9 protein-coding genes are annotated in these 14,036 nt (G+C 68.9%); all 9 read right to left on the bottom strand.

From position 1 onward, the window contains the following. Nucleotides 1–10: 10 nt before the first annotated feature. The 9 genes from bcsZ to ACVOJ1_RS01760 are packed head-to-tail and all read right to left on the bottom strand — an operon-like array spanning nucleotide 11 to nucleotide 13,981. Nucleotides 11–1,147, bottom strand: coding sequence for a cellulose synthase complex periplasmic endoglucanase BcsZ (gene bcsZ / locus ACVOJ1_RS01800; protein WP_346479921.1), 1,137 nt, complete (start codon nucleotides 1,145–1,147; stop codon nucleotides 11–13). Next, nucleotides 1,131–4,712, bottom strand: a complete 3,582-nt coding sequence (bcsC, locus tag ACVOJ1_RS01795) for a cellulose synthase complex outer membrane protein BcsC (protein WP_346479920.1) — start codon at nucleotides 4,710–4,712, stop codon at nucleotides 1,131–1,133. The genes bcsZ and bcsC overlap by 17 nt, the downstream gene beginning before the upstream one ends. Then, the gene (gene bcsB / locus ACVOJ1_RS01790) at nucleotides 4,709–7,084 is read right to left on the bottom strand and encodes a cellulose biosynthesis cyclic di-GMP-binding regulatory protein BcsB (protein WP_080375314.1); all 2,376 of its coding nucleotides are present in this window, start codon (nucleotides 7,082–7,084) and stop codon (nucleotides 4,709–4,711) included. The genes bcsC and bcsB overlap by 4 nt, the downstream gene beginning before the upstream one ends. Next, the gene (gene bcsA / locus ACVOJ1_RS01785) at nucleotides 7,081–9,708 is read right to left on the bottom strand and encodes a UDP-forming cellulose synthase catalytic subunit (RefSeq protein ID WP_262217913.1); all 2,628 of its coding nucleotides are present in this window, start codon (nucleotides 9,706–9,708) and stop codon (nucleotides 7,081–7,083) included. Before bcsA ends, bcsB begins: the two co-directional genes overlap by 4 nt. Beyond that, entirely contained in the window at nucleotides 9,705–10,460 is a 756-nt protein-coding gene (gene bcsQ, locus ACVOJ1_RS01780) for a cellulose biosynthesis protein BcsQ (protein ID WP_053518884.1), read from the bottom strand. The genes bcsA and bcsQ overlap by 4 nt, the downstream gene beginning before the upstream one ends. Next, on the bottom strand, nucleotides 10,457–10,633 hold the full coding sequence (bcsR, locus tag ACVOJ1_RS01775; RefSeq protein ID WP_080375313.1) for a cellulose biosynthesis protein BcsR: 177 nt from the start codon (nucleotides 10,631–10,633) through the stop codon (nucleotides 10,457–10,459). Before bcsR ends, bcsQ begins: the two co-directional genes overlap by 4 nt. Then, on the bottom strand, nucleotides 10,633–12,270 hold the full coding sequence (bcsG, locus tag ACVOJ1_RS01770; protein ID WP_346479919.1) for a cellulose biosynthesis protein BcsG: 1,638 nt from the start codon (nucleotides 12,268–12,270) through the stop codon (nucleotides 10,633–10,635). The genes bcsR and bcsG overlap by 1 nt, the downstream gene beginning before the upstream one ends. Next, the gene (bcsF, locus tag ACVOJ1_RS01765) at nucleotides 12,267–12,446 is read right to left on the bottom strand and encodes a cellulose biosynthesis protein BcsF (protein ID WP_065175832.1); all 180 of its coding nucleotides are present in this window, start codon (nucleotides 12,444–12,446) and stop codon (nucleotides 12,267–12,269) included. Before bcsF ends, bcsG begins: the two co-directional genes overlap by 4 nt. Further along, the gene (locus tag ACVOJ1_RS01760) at nucleotides 12,443–13,981 is read right to left on the bottom strand and encodes a BcsE family c-di-GMP-binding protein (RefSeq protein ID WP_065175833.1); all 1,539 of its coding nucleotides are present in this window, start codon (nucleotides 13,979–13,981) and stop codon (nucleotides 12,443–12,445) included. The genes bcsF and ACVOJ1_RS01760 overlap by 4 nt, the downstream gene beginning before the upstream one ends. Between the last annotated feature and the right edge of the window lie 55 nt (nucleotides 13,982–14,036).

Below are 14,036 nucleotides of genomic sequence, written 5' to 3'. Positions count from 1 at the left end.
GGTGGTGTACTCATCGCCATGCCGGTCGCAGCTGGCCATCCACGCCGAAACGCCAGCGGCCCTCGGCCCAGCCCCGGCCGAACAGGGCCAGCATCTGCGAATAGTAGGCCGGTGCCTCGGCACGCTGCTGTTCCGGGCTGGGCAGGCTGGCCAGCAGCGACTTCGCCAGCCCCTGCTCGCGCTGTGCCAGCACACAGGGCAGTACAGCCGCGCGGAAACCATAGTTGCCTTCGCCCTGCCCCTGCCCGCTGCGGGTATCGACCTTTTCCCAGAGTGCCGCACCGCTGCGCAGGCGCTGCAGCGGACCGGACAACGCCGCCAGCTGCCGCCGGAACAACGGATCGCGCGGGGCCGTCATGCCTGCCCACGTGTAGCAGCGGATCGCATCGTAGCCGCCCACCGCTCCGTTCACCGGATCGACCACGAAGCGCCCCTGCTGCCACGCCGCCCAGTCCGGTGCATAGCCATGCGGGCTGGTCTGCTCCAGCAGCGTGGTCGCGTTGTCCGCCAGTTCCGCCCAGGGCCCACTGCGATCGGCCGCGGCAAAGCGCCGCAGCAGCGGCAGCGGCAGATAGCTGGGATTGACCCGGGTCGCATCGCCTTCGACGAATCCCTGCGGTGCCGGCAGCAGCATCGGGCCGAGACCGGGCAGCTGCACGACTTCCCTTTCCCGCACCTGCCCCAGCATGCCCCCGGCGATGGCCTGCAACGCAGGACGGTGCCAGAGCCGCCCCGCTTCGAGCAGGGCGTAGGCCAGCCACAGATCGGAATCGGACGCCGGATTGTCGTCCAGTACGCGCCAGCCGCCCTTGTCATCGCGGCCCCACAGCCAGGCCGGCAACCGCTGCCGCATATCGCCCCCGGCCAGGTTGTCCTGGGTCCAGCCCAGAACGCGATCAAACAGCGCCTGATCGTTGTCGACCAGCGCGAAGAACAACGCATACGACTGCCCTTCCGACGTACTGCGCTGGTCGTCCTGGCTGCGATCGATCATGCGTCCGTCGTTGCTGAGGCTGCTGTCCAGCAGCACCTGCCAGGCCGGCCAGCGCGGCGCTGCGAGCGCACGCCCTGCGCCCATGGCCAGCAACGGCAAGGCGGCCGTCGCCTGCAGCAGTCGGCGGCGTTGCGGATCAGCGGAACTCGCCATAAGGCACCAGCGGCGACACGGGCAGCGGCAGGTTGCCCTGCCAGGGCTTGAAGGTATAGCGCAGATAGAGCTGGAATGTGTTCGGCGAGAAGTCACGGCTGCGCTGCAGGGTTCCCGCCGCACCCAGGACGATGTGATCGCCCAGCCGCCGCTCCACGGCCGCGTAGAGCCGATAGCCGGTGCCGGTGCTGCGGCTGTCGCCGGTGTACAGGCCAGCCTCGTCCAGCGCGAGAGCACCGTACTGCGGCTCCAGCTGTGCCACCACGCGCTCGATCAGCGCCTGGTCCGGGAAGCGGCTGATCGACGCCGTACGCGCGCTGGAAACACTGACCGACCCATCCACCCGCAGCGACCACAGATCATTGCGCCAGGCAAAGCTGGCCGGCAGGCTCAACGAGGCATAGCGCTGCGGGCTGTAGTAGCCGCCCTGGCCCAGCGAGTAGCCGCCCAGATCCTTCTGGTAACGCCAGTACATGGCCGTGGTGCCGACGTCCAGGCGCATGTCCGTACGCTGGATCAGCTTGTGGTACCAGCCGACCATCGCACGCGCACGCGTGTTGTCCGCGACGTTGTGACCGGTCAACCGGTGCCAGCTCCAGTTCGACCAGACACCATTGCGTCCGCCCTCATCGAAGCCCAGGCTGAAGGTGATGCCATTGGCGGTCACCCCACCCCAGGCAATTCCGCTGCGAGGATCACGGGCACCGGCCTGTGACAGCAGGGAGTTGGTCATCGGCCGCCGCGACAGCGTCGCCCCCCAGCCGAGACGGCCCAGATCGCCATTGGCGGTGATGCCTCCCAGCCAGTTGCCGATCACATAGTGGGACGGCGTATGGCCAAGGTCGACATTCCAGCGATCGTCCAGCGTGCGCCAGCCGGCCGCGAAACCTGCGCCGGAACTGCGCCGCTGATGCACGAAGCGGGTACATCCCGGGGCCTGCAGCCGGGAGCCGTCGGCACGCAGCAGCGACAGGTCGCAGCTGCCGAAATCCTCGTCGTAAGTGCCGTCGGCGCCGGTGCGGAACCGCCCTGCGTCGAAGTGCACCTGTTCGATGCGCGCCCAGCCGAGCCCGCCTGCAAACGGCGCATCCAGATGCGCGATGCGGGTGTCGCGCCCGAGGCGGGAAATGCCGGGCGTTCCGTCGCTGCGACGACCGGTATCCTGCATCACCGTCAGCGTGGGATTTTCCTGCTGGTACAGCGTTTCCACGTCGCTGCGCAGGCTGCGCCGCAGCCAGTCGTCCCCCGCGGTCTCGCGGCTGGCCAGGGTCAGCGCGCGGTTGTCGCGCGGCTGTGCCTGCGTTGCGGCCAGCAGGCCGTTGTCGGCCATCGCCTGCGCGTACATGTCCAGCGCCTGCTGCGGATCCTCGCGGCGCACCAGTCGCGCTGCGTCGCGCCAGGACTGTGGATCCGGACCGTCCCTGCGGGCCAGCAGCGCGCGCAGGATCGCCAATGCCTTGGCGTCCTCGTGCAGGTCGGTCCAGATGCCGGCCAGCTGGCGCTGCTGGCCGAGCGCATCTTCGGCGACCACCGGGGGCGACAGCCGCATCTGCCGCCGCGCGTTGTCCAGATCGCCGGCACCGATCCAGGCCTGCACCTGGCCAAGCTGTGCATCGACGTTGTCCGGCTGCTCCGCAAGTACCCGCTGGTAATACTGCAGGGCCTGCGGGTGGTCGCCGCGCAGGCGCGCCCAGTCGGCCAGCAGCAGGTTGTTCTCGGCACTGGCCGGTTGCTGTTGCAACAGAGCGATGGCTTCCGGCTCGCGTCCCTGCGCACGCAGCGACCAGAGATGATCGATGAGCTGCTGCCGGCGCAGCCGTGCGGACAGTGCGCGGATATCGTCATCCCATTCCGCCAGCGGCACCGCGTCCAGCACTGCCAGTGCCTGCGGCAGGCGATCGGTGCCGGACAGATACAACGCCTGCGCGTAGCGTGCTTCAGCGCTGTCATTGCGCGCCACCATGTCCGCGACCACCGCATCGGCCTCGGCAGGCCGACCCGCGGCCTGCAGCTCAACGGCCAGGGCACGGGCGAGCCACGCATCGGCGGGCAGCTCCACGCGCAGCTCATGCCCGAGCGCAAGGGCGGCCTCCGCATCGCCGGCCGCCAAGGCCTGCTCACGTCGTTCGCGCAGGCGACTGATCCGCAGCTGACGCAGATCCTCGGCGTACAACCGGCGCTGCGCGGCCGGCAACGCATCGATGAAGGTCTCCAGACGCTGCGGATCGGTCCTCCCATACAGCTGCACCAACCTGCGGATCACGTTGGCATCGTTCGGCGCCATCCGCCTCGCGGCCTGCAGCTGGCGTTCGGCCGAGGCGTCGTCGCCACGGGCCACGGCAACATCCACCTGCCCCAGCCGTGCGTTGACCTCGCGTGGCTGCTGCCGCCGCGCCTGCGCGTACAACGCATCCGCCTCGTCCAGCCGACCGGCACCGAGTGCGGCATCGGCCTGGTCCAGCAGCAGCCAGTAGCGCGTACTGGCAATGAGGTCGCGCCATTTGTCGCTGCTCTCGCCGACGGGCGTGGCCTGGATCGCGCGTTCGAACAGGCTGATCGCCGACGCACGACGGCCCTGCCGCATCTGCGCCATGCCCAATCCGCCCAGGAAGGCGGCTTCGCGCGGATAGGCCCGCAACGCCTGCTGGAAGGCACGTTCGGCCTCGGCATCGCGCCCGCGTTCAAGCAGTTGCTGGCCACGCAGACCCGCGCGCCAGGCCGGATCACTGACCTGCCTGTGCTGCTCGGCATAGCGCTCGCGCACCAGGGCGATGTCATTGAAGGTGGGATTGCGGGTGATGAACGCCTGCAGGCGACGCACGCCGCGCTCATCGGCGGGCTGGTCCTGCAGGTACGCCCACTCGGCATCGGCAGCCAGCCCGCGGGCGTCGGGGTTGCGGCCCATGCGCCGCAGCGCGTCGAGCGCTTCATCGTCACGACCGGCCGCGAACAGCAGCTGCGACAGCGTCTGCAGCAGCCCGGTGTTGCCTGGATACGCCTGGTCCAATGCGGTCAGCTCCCGGATCGCCAGCGCGCGGCCATCCGCCTGCGCGCCACGCAGACGCCAGTACTCCAGCCCCAGCTGCAACCCCGGAGGCGCGTCATTGAACAGGCGGCGGTAGATCGCCAGCGCATCGGCACTGCGGCCACCGGCTGCGAACAGGCGTGCCTGCTGCAGCTCCTGCTGCAGATCGCCCTGGTAGGCCTGCCAGAGGCGATCACCCGCAGCGAGTTCGCGACTGCCCGCACCGACCTGCCGCAATCGTTGCAGCGTCGCGGTCGCATCCTCCACCTTCTGCTGCGACAACTGCACCTCCAGGATCGCCAGCAGGGTGCCACGATCATCCGGTGCCAGCATGCGCAGCCGGGCCAACGCATCTTCGATCAGACTCTGGCGCCCGGTCGCCTCGCCGATGCGTACCTGCTGCAACAACCACTGCCGCTGCTCGGCCGCAGTGCCGCCGGGCATTTGCGGCAGCGCCTGTGCCGCGCATGCGCCGGTCCCGGCCAGACCCAGCAGCACCAGCCGAGACGCCATCAGCAGCGGCGGCGAGGTCCGGCTCATTCCTTGCCCGCATCCAGGCGCCGCGCGGCGACCCAGCGCAGTGCACGCCAGAGCAGGAAGGAGACCATCAGCACCACCAGCGTGGCCAGCACGGCCAGCAATGCCGGATGATCGGCCAGGTGGTACCACAGCAGCAGCCACCACGGCAGCGCGCCCACGTAGTAGTGTTCGCCCACGAACTGGCTGTTGATGCCGGAACTGCGCAGGATCGCCACCGATCCCGCAATGGCTTCGCGCTTGCCGGTGTCGCTGAGTGCATCATCGAGCAGCTGATAGTCGGCCGGATGGCTGGCCGCCAGCGAGACGATGCTGCGCTGTGCATGGCGGGGCGACTGCAGGCCGACGATGGCCGCGAAGGGCGCCTGTGCGGTGACCGCCACGCGGGTGACCGCAGGATCGCCCGCGCGGCTGCCGCGACGGGCCTGCTGCACCGCCAGCTCCGGCGATGACCACTGGCCATTGAGCAGGCGCGTGCGTTGGTCGTCGATCAGCAGTGACAGCTGCTGGCTGCCGCGCAGCTCATCCGGCAACGCGCCCAGGACCAGCAGGTCCGCATCCAGCGCACTGGCCTGTTTCCAGTCCGCGGACAGGCGCAACCCGTAGGCCGGGTACCCACTCTGCACGCCCAGGCCTCCGATCAGGTTGAGCAGCAGGCTGACCTGGGCCTCGCTGGCGGACGGCGGCACCAGCACCACGGTTTCAGACAGGTCCGCCATGCGTGTGAACGGGAAGCCGCTGAGCGCGAACGCGGACAGGTCCGGCAACCCCATGTAGTGATGGAAACCGGAGAAGTCGATGGTCGAATCCTCCTCGATGGCCGCCTGCAGGTTGGGCGGCAGCACGGTCTGGCAGTGGTCGCGCTGGGCACTGCCCATCACGCTGGCAAAGTTGAAGTCGAACCGCAGCTGGTTGCGGTCACCCAGCTTCAGCGCCGGAATCAACAGGCGGCCATCGTCGGCGCCGGCATCGCCAGCGAGCACAGGCAGGCGGATTTCCGCCACACCCTGCTTGCCGGTGCGGCGCACCAGCGGGAAGCTTGAAATGAACTGGTCGTTGATCGCCACGCCCAGCCGCGACTCATCACTGCCAAACGGCGGCGTGTAGCGGTAACGCAGGTTCAGTGGAATGCCCTGGTTGCGCCAGATGAAGAGGTCCGGTGGCAGGTTGAGATTGACCGTGATCGGCTGCGGCGATACCCCGTTGGCATGCAGCTGCTGCGGATAGTCCAGCAGCTCGGCCAGGCGCACCGCGCGATCGGTACGCACCCAGTTCGGCGCGTCGTACGGCCTGCGTGGCGCCAACGGCTTCATTTCGTCGATCGCGACCTGGCGGCCGCGGAACAGGACATTGCCGGCCGCCATCGCCGAAACGGCCTTCTGCAGGTCATCGTCGTTGCGGCCCAGCACCAGCAGCAGCTTGCGCTGCGGATCCTCGGGCAGGGCCATCAGCTCGATCACCGGCCCCTGCACAGGCGCGTGGTTGGCGATCACCGGCGGGAAGCGGCCATTCACCGCCAGCACCACCGCGTGGCCCTGCTCGGGCAGCGTGCCGAAGCTCACCGGAAAACGGGCCTGCCGCCACCATCCCGCCAGGCTGCCGAAATAGGACGCCATGACCGCCGCAGCCCGCTGCTGCGCCAGCGTGGGCGCCGCTGCAAACACCACCGGCAGTTCCAGCCGCGCGGTGTCGCGCGGATCGAAGAAGGGCAGAGGGAAATTGGCCAGATCATCCTGCATGTCCAGCGGCTGGCCGCCCAGCCTCAGCGTGCTGTTGCTGGAGAGGTTGACCCACAGCGAACTGTGCGTGGGTTCTTCGCAGATATCGGTGTAATGGCCGACGAATTCCAGGCGAACCTGGTTGAAATCAGCGATCAGGCGCGCGTCCAGCGGCAGCTTGGCCTGCACGGGGCGCCCCAGCTGGTCGTTGCTGATCGGTACCACGCCCATCATCGCGTCATTCAGATAGACCCGCAGGTGCGACAGCGTCGGCAACAGCGACGGCGAGGGTGTGAAGCTCAGATCCAGTTCCGCTTCGCGCGCGAGGCGATCGCGGCGCACCTGGAATTCGAACGTGGTGCTGTTGCGGACGCCGGACAGCAGCGTGTCCTGGCGGCGGCCAAGCTGTGCGAAGGTGCTGTGCCGTTGCCAGGGCCAAGCGCTGCCGGCCCAGGTATCGGGCAAGGCCGGTTCGCCGCGCGGCGCGGGCACCGATGCCGCTGTGGTCGGGGTCGGTACCGCAACCTGCGCGGCCGGGGCATCCGGCGTTGAACCGGTGGCAGGCGCCGGCACGGGTGCTGGAGCGCCATTGCCGGACACCACTGGCAGTACCAGCAACGGCAGCAGCAGCCAGCGCAGAGAGGTCGGGATGCTCATGGACGAAGCCCTGGGTCAGCGGCTGGGTCAGCCGGGTGGGAGGGAAGCGGACGTTGTGGTGCGAAACTGGCCAGCCAGCGCAGCAGGCGACCGCTCCAGTGCACGGGGCGGTCGAGATCGAACGGCGTGAAGTCGCCCATCCGCCGATAGCCTTTCCAGCCCAGCACCAGCACGCTCCACAGGCTGCGTGGCAGGCTCTTGGGCTGGTAACCGGCATGCCAGTCCAGCCACGCATCGGCGCGGGCGAATGTGCATTGCGCGAACTCCACGCGCTGGCGCTCGTTGTCGAACTGCAGCAGCAGGCCGAGGCGATGGCCGACGCTGCGCTGTACCCGCGCCGGGAAGGCGAACTCGCGCCGGCCACGCCCGAGCAGCAGGTGTACGCGCGTGCCTTCGGCCAGTTGCGGATCCAGTCCCAACTCCAGGCCGACGCCATCGTTGGAATAGTCCTGCAGCACGCCCCGCAGTCGACGCCCATCGGGTATCTGCAGCGCCATCGGCAGGCGCGTGGTGACCCGGTGGGTGCGCCGCACCTGCTGTACCTCCGCCGCCACCGCCAGCGCGCCGCCGATGATCAGCAGGTTGTACAGCACCCACAACGAACTCACGACCACCGTGCCGCGCTCATCGGCAGGCCCCTCGATGAAACGCCACACGGCGAAGCACAGCCCCAGCACGTTCAGCAGCGCCAGTACCAGGTAGGGGCGCGCCACCCGCCAGTCGAAGCGGTCACCCGCCTGCGTGCCGCCCTTGTCGGTGACATTGAACTTGCCGCGGCCGGGACTGAACAGGGCCACGGTGGTCGGCCGCGCGATGTACCAGGCCAGCACGGTTTCATAGACCTCACCCCAGAACGGGCGGCGGTACCGGCCCTGGATGCGCGCGTTGGTCAGGCTGGCGTGGGCCATGTGTGGAACGACAAACAGCAGGATCGCCAGCGCGGGGGCGTAGATGATGTAGACATGCAGCAGGAGGAAGGCCAGCGGCGCGGTGAGGAACACCAGCCGCGGGATGCCCGCGAGAAAGTGCAGCATCGCGTTGGCGTAGCAGAAGCGCTGGAACAGGCTCAGGCCCTTGCCAAGCAGCGGATTGTCGATGCGGAAGATCTGCACCATGCCGCGCGCCCAGCGGATGCGCTGGTTGACATGCGCGCCCAGGCTGTCGGTGGCCAGGCCGGCCGCCTGCGGAATGCGAAGGTAGGCCGAGTTCCAGCCCTGGCGATGCAGGCGCAGGGCGGTATGCGCATCCTCGGTGACGGTCTCGGTGGCGAAGCCGCCGATGGCATCGATGGCCTCACGCCGCAGCACCGCGCAGGAACCACAGAAGAACGCGGCATTCCACAGGTCGTTGCCGTCCTGCACCAGCCCGTAGAACAGCTCGCCCTCGTTGGGATCACTGCGGAACACCTGCAGGTTGCGCTCGAAGGGATCGGCCGAGAAGAAATGGTGCGGGGTCTGCACCAGTGCCAGCTTCGGATCGCGCAGGAACCAACCACAGGTGATCTGCAGGAACGAGCGCACCGGGAGGTGATCGCTGTCGAAGATCGCCACCAGCTCACCGTCGATCAGGGTCAGGGCGTGGTTGAGGTTGCCGGCCTTGGCGTGCCGGTTGTCGCTGCGGGTGATGTAGTTGACGCCGGTCTGCTCGGCGAAGGCACGGAACGCCTCGCGCTTGCCGTCATCGAGCAGGTGGATGCGCAGTCTGTCGGCCGGCCAGTCCAGCCCCATGGCGGCATGGACGGTATGCCGCACCAGTGACAGGTCTTCGTTGTAGGTGGGAATCAGCACATCCACCGTGGGCCACTGCCGGATGTCGGCCGGCAAGGGTGCCGGACGCCGCCGCAGCGGCCAGGCAACCTGTACGTAGCCCAGCATCAGCACCAGCCAGGAATACGTCTCGGCCACCAGCAGCACCAGGCCGCAGACCAGGTCGAAGGTGCTGCTCCAGTTCAGGGTGGCGGTATAGCGCCACCAGAGATAGCGGCAGGACACGGTGATCGACAGCACCACCAGTACCAGCGTCGCATAGCGGCCGGGCATGCGCCGTACCAGCAGCGCGATGACCCATAGCAGCAGCACGAACACGAACTGCGCCAGGTAGCTGAAGGGCTGGGTAATGCACAGCGCGGCCAGAGCCAGCGTAGCCAGGCCGGTGATGGCGGTCAGCGCGTGCCGCGCGCGCGGTGGCAGGTGCTCCAGGCGCTGTGCGAGCCACGCCGCGAGGCGACTGTTGCCGACATCGGCAGGTGCATCACGCATCGCCCGCAGGTAGCGCAGGCGACCGCGTCCTGCCGCTCCGCGCAGCTCGGCGATGCGCTGGCGCCGGGCCTGGGCCAGGCGCTGGCGGCGCAGCGAGGTATGCGGAACCAGCCGCACCAGCGACAGCCATGCGGCCTGGATCAGCAGCCGCAGTGGATCTCCGGGGCGCCAGCGGCGATCACCCTGCAACTGCGGGAACGCACGCCGCAGCCGCGGCGCCAGCGCCTGCCACGCAGGTCCTTCCAGCCTCAACAGCGCCCAGCCCAGCGCCTGCAGCGACCACAGCAGCGCGCACAGTGGCCATGCGGCGTACACGCGCTCACGCAGCCGGTTCCAGTGCAGATAGTGGATGCGTGCGCCCTTCATCGCCCGCTCTCCCGATCCTGCCGCCGCGCCGCCTCGGCCAGGCACCACAATGCCAGGCCGGCGACGTCGGCAGCCGCCAGCGCATCGGCCGCATGCTGCCCCAGCGGCTGCTTGCTGGCCAACGCGGCCGGCACCCGCGCATCTTCATGCAGAGGCTGAGGCACCAGCATCGACGCGTGCGCATGCAGCCACAGCTGCATCAGATCGCGCTGCACCGGAACCGCCGGGTCATACCGGTTGGCCAGCAGACGGCGCGGATCGTCGTGCTGCCGCTGCAGGAAGACGTGGCTTGCCGGATCGACGCACGCCAAGCGCAACGGCAGCGTACAGCGCGCATATCGGTTGACCGCCGCCGCGTGTGCCGGCAGCCGCTGCGGCAGGTCGAACAGCAGCCAGTCGAACTGCGCCGACAGCACTGGCACGCGATCATTCCAGGTGTCGGGTGCCAGACTCAGCGCCTGCTCGATCTGCAGGGCTTCGGCCGCGCTGACACGGCCGTACGGCAGCACCGCCAGGCCCGGCGCGCAGGCGAAGGCCGCATCACGCCAATCGCGGCCGTCCAGCATCGCCCGCGCCCAGCCATCGGCCTCCCGTGCGGCCAACCCGACATGCAGGCCCAGCATCTGATCCGGACTGCACTCGACCAGCAGCACGCGCTGGCCCTGCGCATGCAGCGCCTGTCCCAGTGCGGCCAGCACCGTGGTGACGCCTGTGCCGCCGTGCACGCCCTGCAGGGACAGCAGTACGCTCATGGCTGCCGCTCCAGCTCGGCCAGCAACGGCCAGCGTGCCAGTGCCCGGGCACGTTCGTTCTGCGCCGAGAAGTCCACGTAGGGCAACCCGGGCATGCCCAGGCTGCGACGCAGTAGATCGATGTCGTCCTCCTCCACCGAAAGCGTACTGGCAACGGCCAGGATGTCGGCCATCAGCGTTTGTCCTCCGGGTACGGGTTCCAGGCCTTGCTTCCCTGCAGCTGCAGCCAGGGCTTGCCACCGTAATCGATGACCTTGGCGCCTTCGTTCTCCGACACCGAGGGCGTACGTGGCAGCCCCTGCAGCAGGCTGTCCCAGTCGCGCGCTCCCGGCGGCGACTGCGCGTTCAGCGCATACACCCGCGACACCAGTTCGGAGAGGGCCAGATAGCTGCTGGGCTCGGGCACATGACGCGGCCCTCCGCTGGCCGGCGTGCCCATCCCGACCAGCTTGATGCCGACCGGCACATGGGTGATCGAAGGGCTCGGAATCTCCCGCATGCCGGGAATCTGCATGCGGTCGCCATGCAGCGCCGCGCCATGCTCGGGCACCACGACGATCATGGCGCGACGGCCACTGCGCTCCACCGCCTCGACGAAGCCTGCCATGTCACCCAGCACCATCTGCGCGCGGGCCTTGTAGTCAGCCGCGTTGGCACGACCGTCGGCGCCGACGATGCGGTTGCCGTCGTGCAGGGAGATCGTGTTGTAGAACAGCGCGACCTGCTGCGCCTGTTCGGCCTGGCGCTGCTTCCACCAGGCGTTCAGCACGTCACCATCGCGGCGCAGCGGCGACTTGTCGAACGCGACCAGCGCCCGGGGAAACGCGCTGATGTCCATCGGCCGTGCCTGCAACCCACCGTACTGGCTCAGTTCGCCGATGAAGTTGTCGAAGTGCCCATCGTGGTTCATCGCCAGCTCGCTCTGGAAACCCAGGCGCTGCAGGTTGGAGAACAACTGGCATTCGGCTGGCACCGGGTCGAACAATGCGGTGTGCGAGGTCTGTCCGCAGCTGGCGCGCAGCAGGCGGATCGCCGCCGGTCCGCTGTAGGCGGTGGCCGAGTTGAAATCGTCGAAGATCAGGTCCATGTGGTCCAGCAGCGTGTTCTGGCGCATGCCGACTTCGTCCAGATCACTCCATGCCAGCGAACAGATGTTGAGGATGATGACGTCGAACGGCGCAGCGCTGGCCGGCGCCGGGAACACCGTCTTCAGGCCCGACTGCTGCTGGTAGAAGGCCGCCAGCCAGGCATTGAGTGTCTCGTTGCTGGCCGGCGCAAGTGCACCGGCAGCGCCGGCAGCGGCGTCAGCACCGCCGGTCGCTGCGGTGGCCTGCGACGTTCCCCAGTTCAGGCCCGCCGGCAATGGCAGTGCCACCACCGCCATGCCCAGCATGCCCAGCACGCTCAGCGTCGTGATGCGCAGCCACGGTTTCAGCAGCAGGTAGGCAACCACCAGCAGCACCAGCACCGCGACCATCTGCCAGTTGATGAAGCGCTGCGCCAGCTCCAGCCAGTAGTCGGCGGAGAAATCGAGCACGCCCGGCTGTGCGAGAAGACGCTGGAAGGGCGGCCACCAGGTGTCCTGGTAGTAGAGCACCACGGCCACCGGCACGGCGACGACCGTGCGTGTGATGCGTGCCCATCGCCACGGCAGTGGCACCAGCAGGGCGGCCAGGAACAACAGGTTGGGCAGGATCTTCAGGTCCAGCGCGCCCATCCAGGCCAGCACCACCTTGGACAGGAAATACAGGTTCCAGCCGCGCAGGTCCGACCACACGAACCGCGATGCGGGCGTCAGCTGTGCGCTCATTGCGGCCTCCGCGCATCGCGCACCCGCACGCCCGCCCGCCGCAGGTGCCGTGGGGGCAGCCAGGACGCTGCGCGGCGACGCATCGCGCGCCACAGCGCGCCCAGCATCACGCCGAACGGAATCATCACCAGCGCACAGGCCGCGATCAGCGTCCACAGCTGCTGGTCGGTGGTCATGCGGAATCTCCCAACCGGAACGGGATGGGGGCGTTGAATGCGACCTCGTTGACCGGGGCCGCGGGTTGCGGCAACGGAACGGCAGGGGCGGGCAGCGTCTCGGATTCGGAGTCGCTGCCGCGGGCATTCATCGCTGCGATGTCGTACTCGGCCAGGCGCTGGTAGCCATCGAACAGCTCGCGCCAGGGCAGCCGGTACAGGTTGGAGAGCGCCTGTTCGACCGCATCGCGGCGGCAGCCGAACAGGAACAGGCGGACCTGGCCGCGGTACACGCAGGCCACATCCCCCTGCCTGCGGATGTTCAACTGCTGCAGGGTCTGTTCCGCGCGCAGCCCGGCCACCGGCTGCAGCGCCAGCACGGCGCTTTCCACCGCGCTGCCGTCCTGATCGATGCGTTCGCCGACGATCTGCCGGAAGCGGTCGGCCGCCACGATTCCATTCACTTCCGGTGGCCGGTGGGCACGGATCAACGGTTCGGGGTCGGCCGCCAGCTGCCCCTGCCAACGCTGCCGCTGCACCGTCTCCAGCAGCGTCAGCAGCCGCGGCAGCGGAGTCGCCGCCGGCACCACCATGTTGCCGCCGCACTGCAGCAGCAGGCGCTCGTCGGCGTAGCGCAGGCACGGTTGCACCTCGCGCACCACCAGCTTCAGCAGGTCGCCGCGCTCGCGGCGCAGCCGATGCAGCAGGCGTGCCAGTGTGTCCACCTGGTCGTTGCTGCGGATCGCCAGCACCACGGTGGCCTCGCGCGCCTGCAGCGCCGAAGGCAGCAGGTCCGCCCAGCCATCGTGGAGCCGCCAGGCGGGCGACAGCGGCGGAGCGCCTTCCAGCACGTCGGCCTCGGCCAGGTACAGATCACGATCGCCGCCGCTGGCCTCGACCGCAGAGAGCACGCTGTCCGCCTCTTCTGGCACGCGGCGCAACCCGCCTTCTGCCGCTTCGATCGCGAAGGCACGGCGGGCCACCACACCATGGGCGTTGGCCCAGTAATGCAGCAGCAGCTGCAGCGCACCGCGGTGCGGATGCAGCTGGGCGACGCCGGAACAGGTCCGGTTCAAGGCCAGCAGGCGCGGCGCCAGGGTGGCCACTTCACCGTGGCAAAGCAGCAGCAGCACCGTGCCGGCCTGCTCCGCCCAGGCTTGCAGCTGCCGGTTCCATGCCGCCAGCCGGGCATCGCTCCAGCCTTCCAGCGCCGCCAGCGGAAACTGCACCATGCACAGGCGGGTCGCGGCGGTGGCCGCGCGGGGAAGATCAACCGCCAGACCGCGCAGGGTCCGCTGCATGGCAGCGGCCGAGGAACGGAACAGACGCAACCGCGCCGGCCCCTCCCCCGGCGGCAGCTCGGCCAGCATCGCATCGGCGCCGCGCCCCAGCGTCGCCAGCACGGCGTCCTGCACGTCGCTGGCCGAACCCAGCACACCTGCGCCAACCAGGTCGGCCGGCGCGCTTCCGGCCGCGACGACCCAGTACAGCCCACCGCCGTGCATCTCGACGAACTCGGGCGGCAATCCGGCGATGGCAAGATGGGGCGCTGTCATGCCGGGTCCTTTCAGCGGACCTCAGCCGAGCCGACGCTGCGGCAGCGGAGGTGCT

It is taken from the genome of Stenotrophomonas sp. STEN225, assembly GCF_056756445.1.
This window is presented reverse-complemented; position numbering and strand designations above follow the sequence as displayed.

Excerpts from the sequence above, each read along its gene's own strand:
- bcsQ (WP_053518884.1), bottom strand. The coding sequence starts at position 10,460 with ATGAGCGTACTGCTGTCCCTGCAGGGCGTGCACGGCGGCACAGGCGTC.
- bcsR (WP_080375313.1), bottom strand. The coding sequence starts at position 10,633 with ATGGCCGACATCCTGGCCGTTGCCAGTACGCTTTCGGTGGAGGAGGAC.
- bcsZ (WP_346479921.1), bottom strand. The coding sequence starts at position 1,147 with ATGGCGAGTTCCGCTGATCCGCAACGCCGCCGACTGCTGCAGGCGACG.
- bcsA (WP_262217913.1), bottom strand. The coding sequence starts at position 9,708 with ATGAAGGGCGCACGCATCCACTATCTGCACTGGAACCGGCTGCGTGAG.
- bcsG (WP_346479919.1), bottom strand. The coding sequence starts at position 12,270 with ATGAGCGCACAGCTGACGCCCGCATCGCGGTTCGTGTGGTCGGACCTG.
- ACVOJ1_RS01760 (WP_065175833.1), bottom strand. The coding sequence starts at position 13,981 with ATGACAGCGCCCCATCTTGCCATCGCCGGATTGCCGCCCGAGTTCGTC.
- bcsF (WP_065175832.1), bottom strand. The coding sequence starts at position 12,446 with ATGACCACCGACCAGCAGCTGTGGACGCTGATCGCGGCCTGTGCGCTG.
- bcsC (WP_346479920.1), bottom strand. The coding sequence starts at position 4,712 with ATGAGCCGGACCTCGCCGCCGCTGCTGATGGCGTCTCGGCTGGTGCTG.
- bcsB (WP_080375314.1), bottom strand. The coding sequence starts at position 7,084 with ATGAGCATCCCGACCTCTCTGCGCTGGCTGCTGCTGCCGTTGCTGGTA.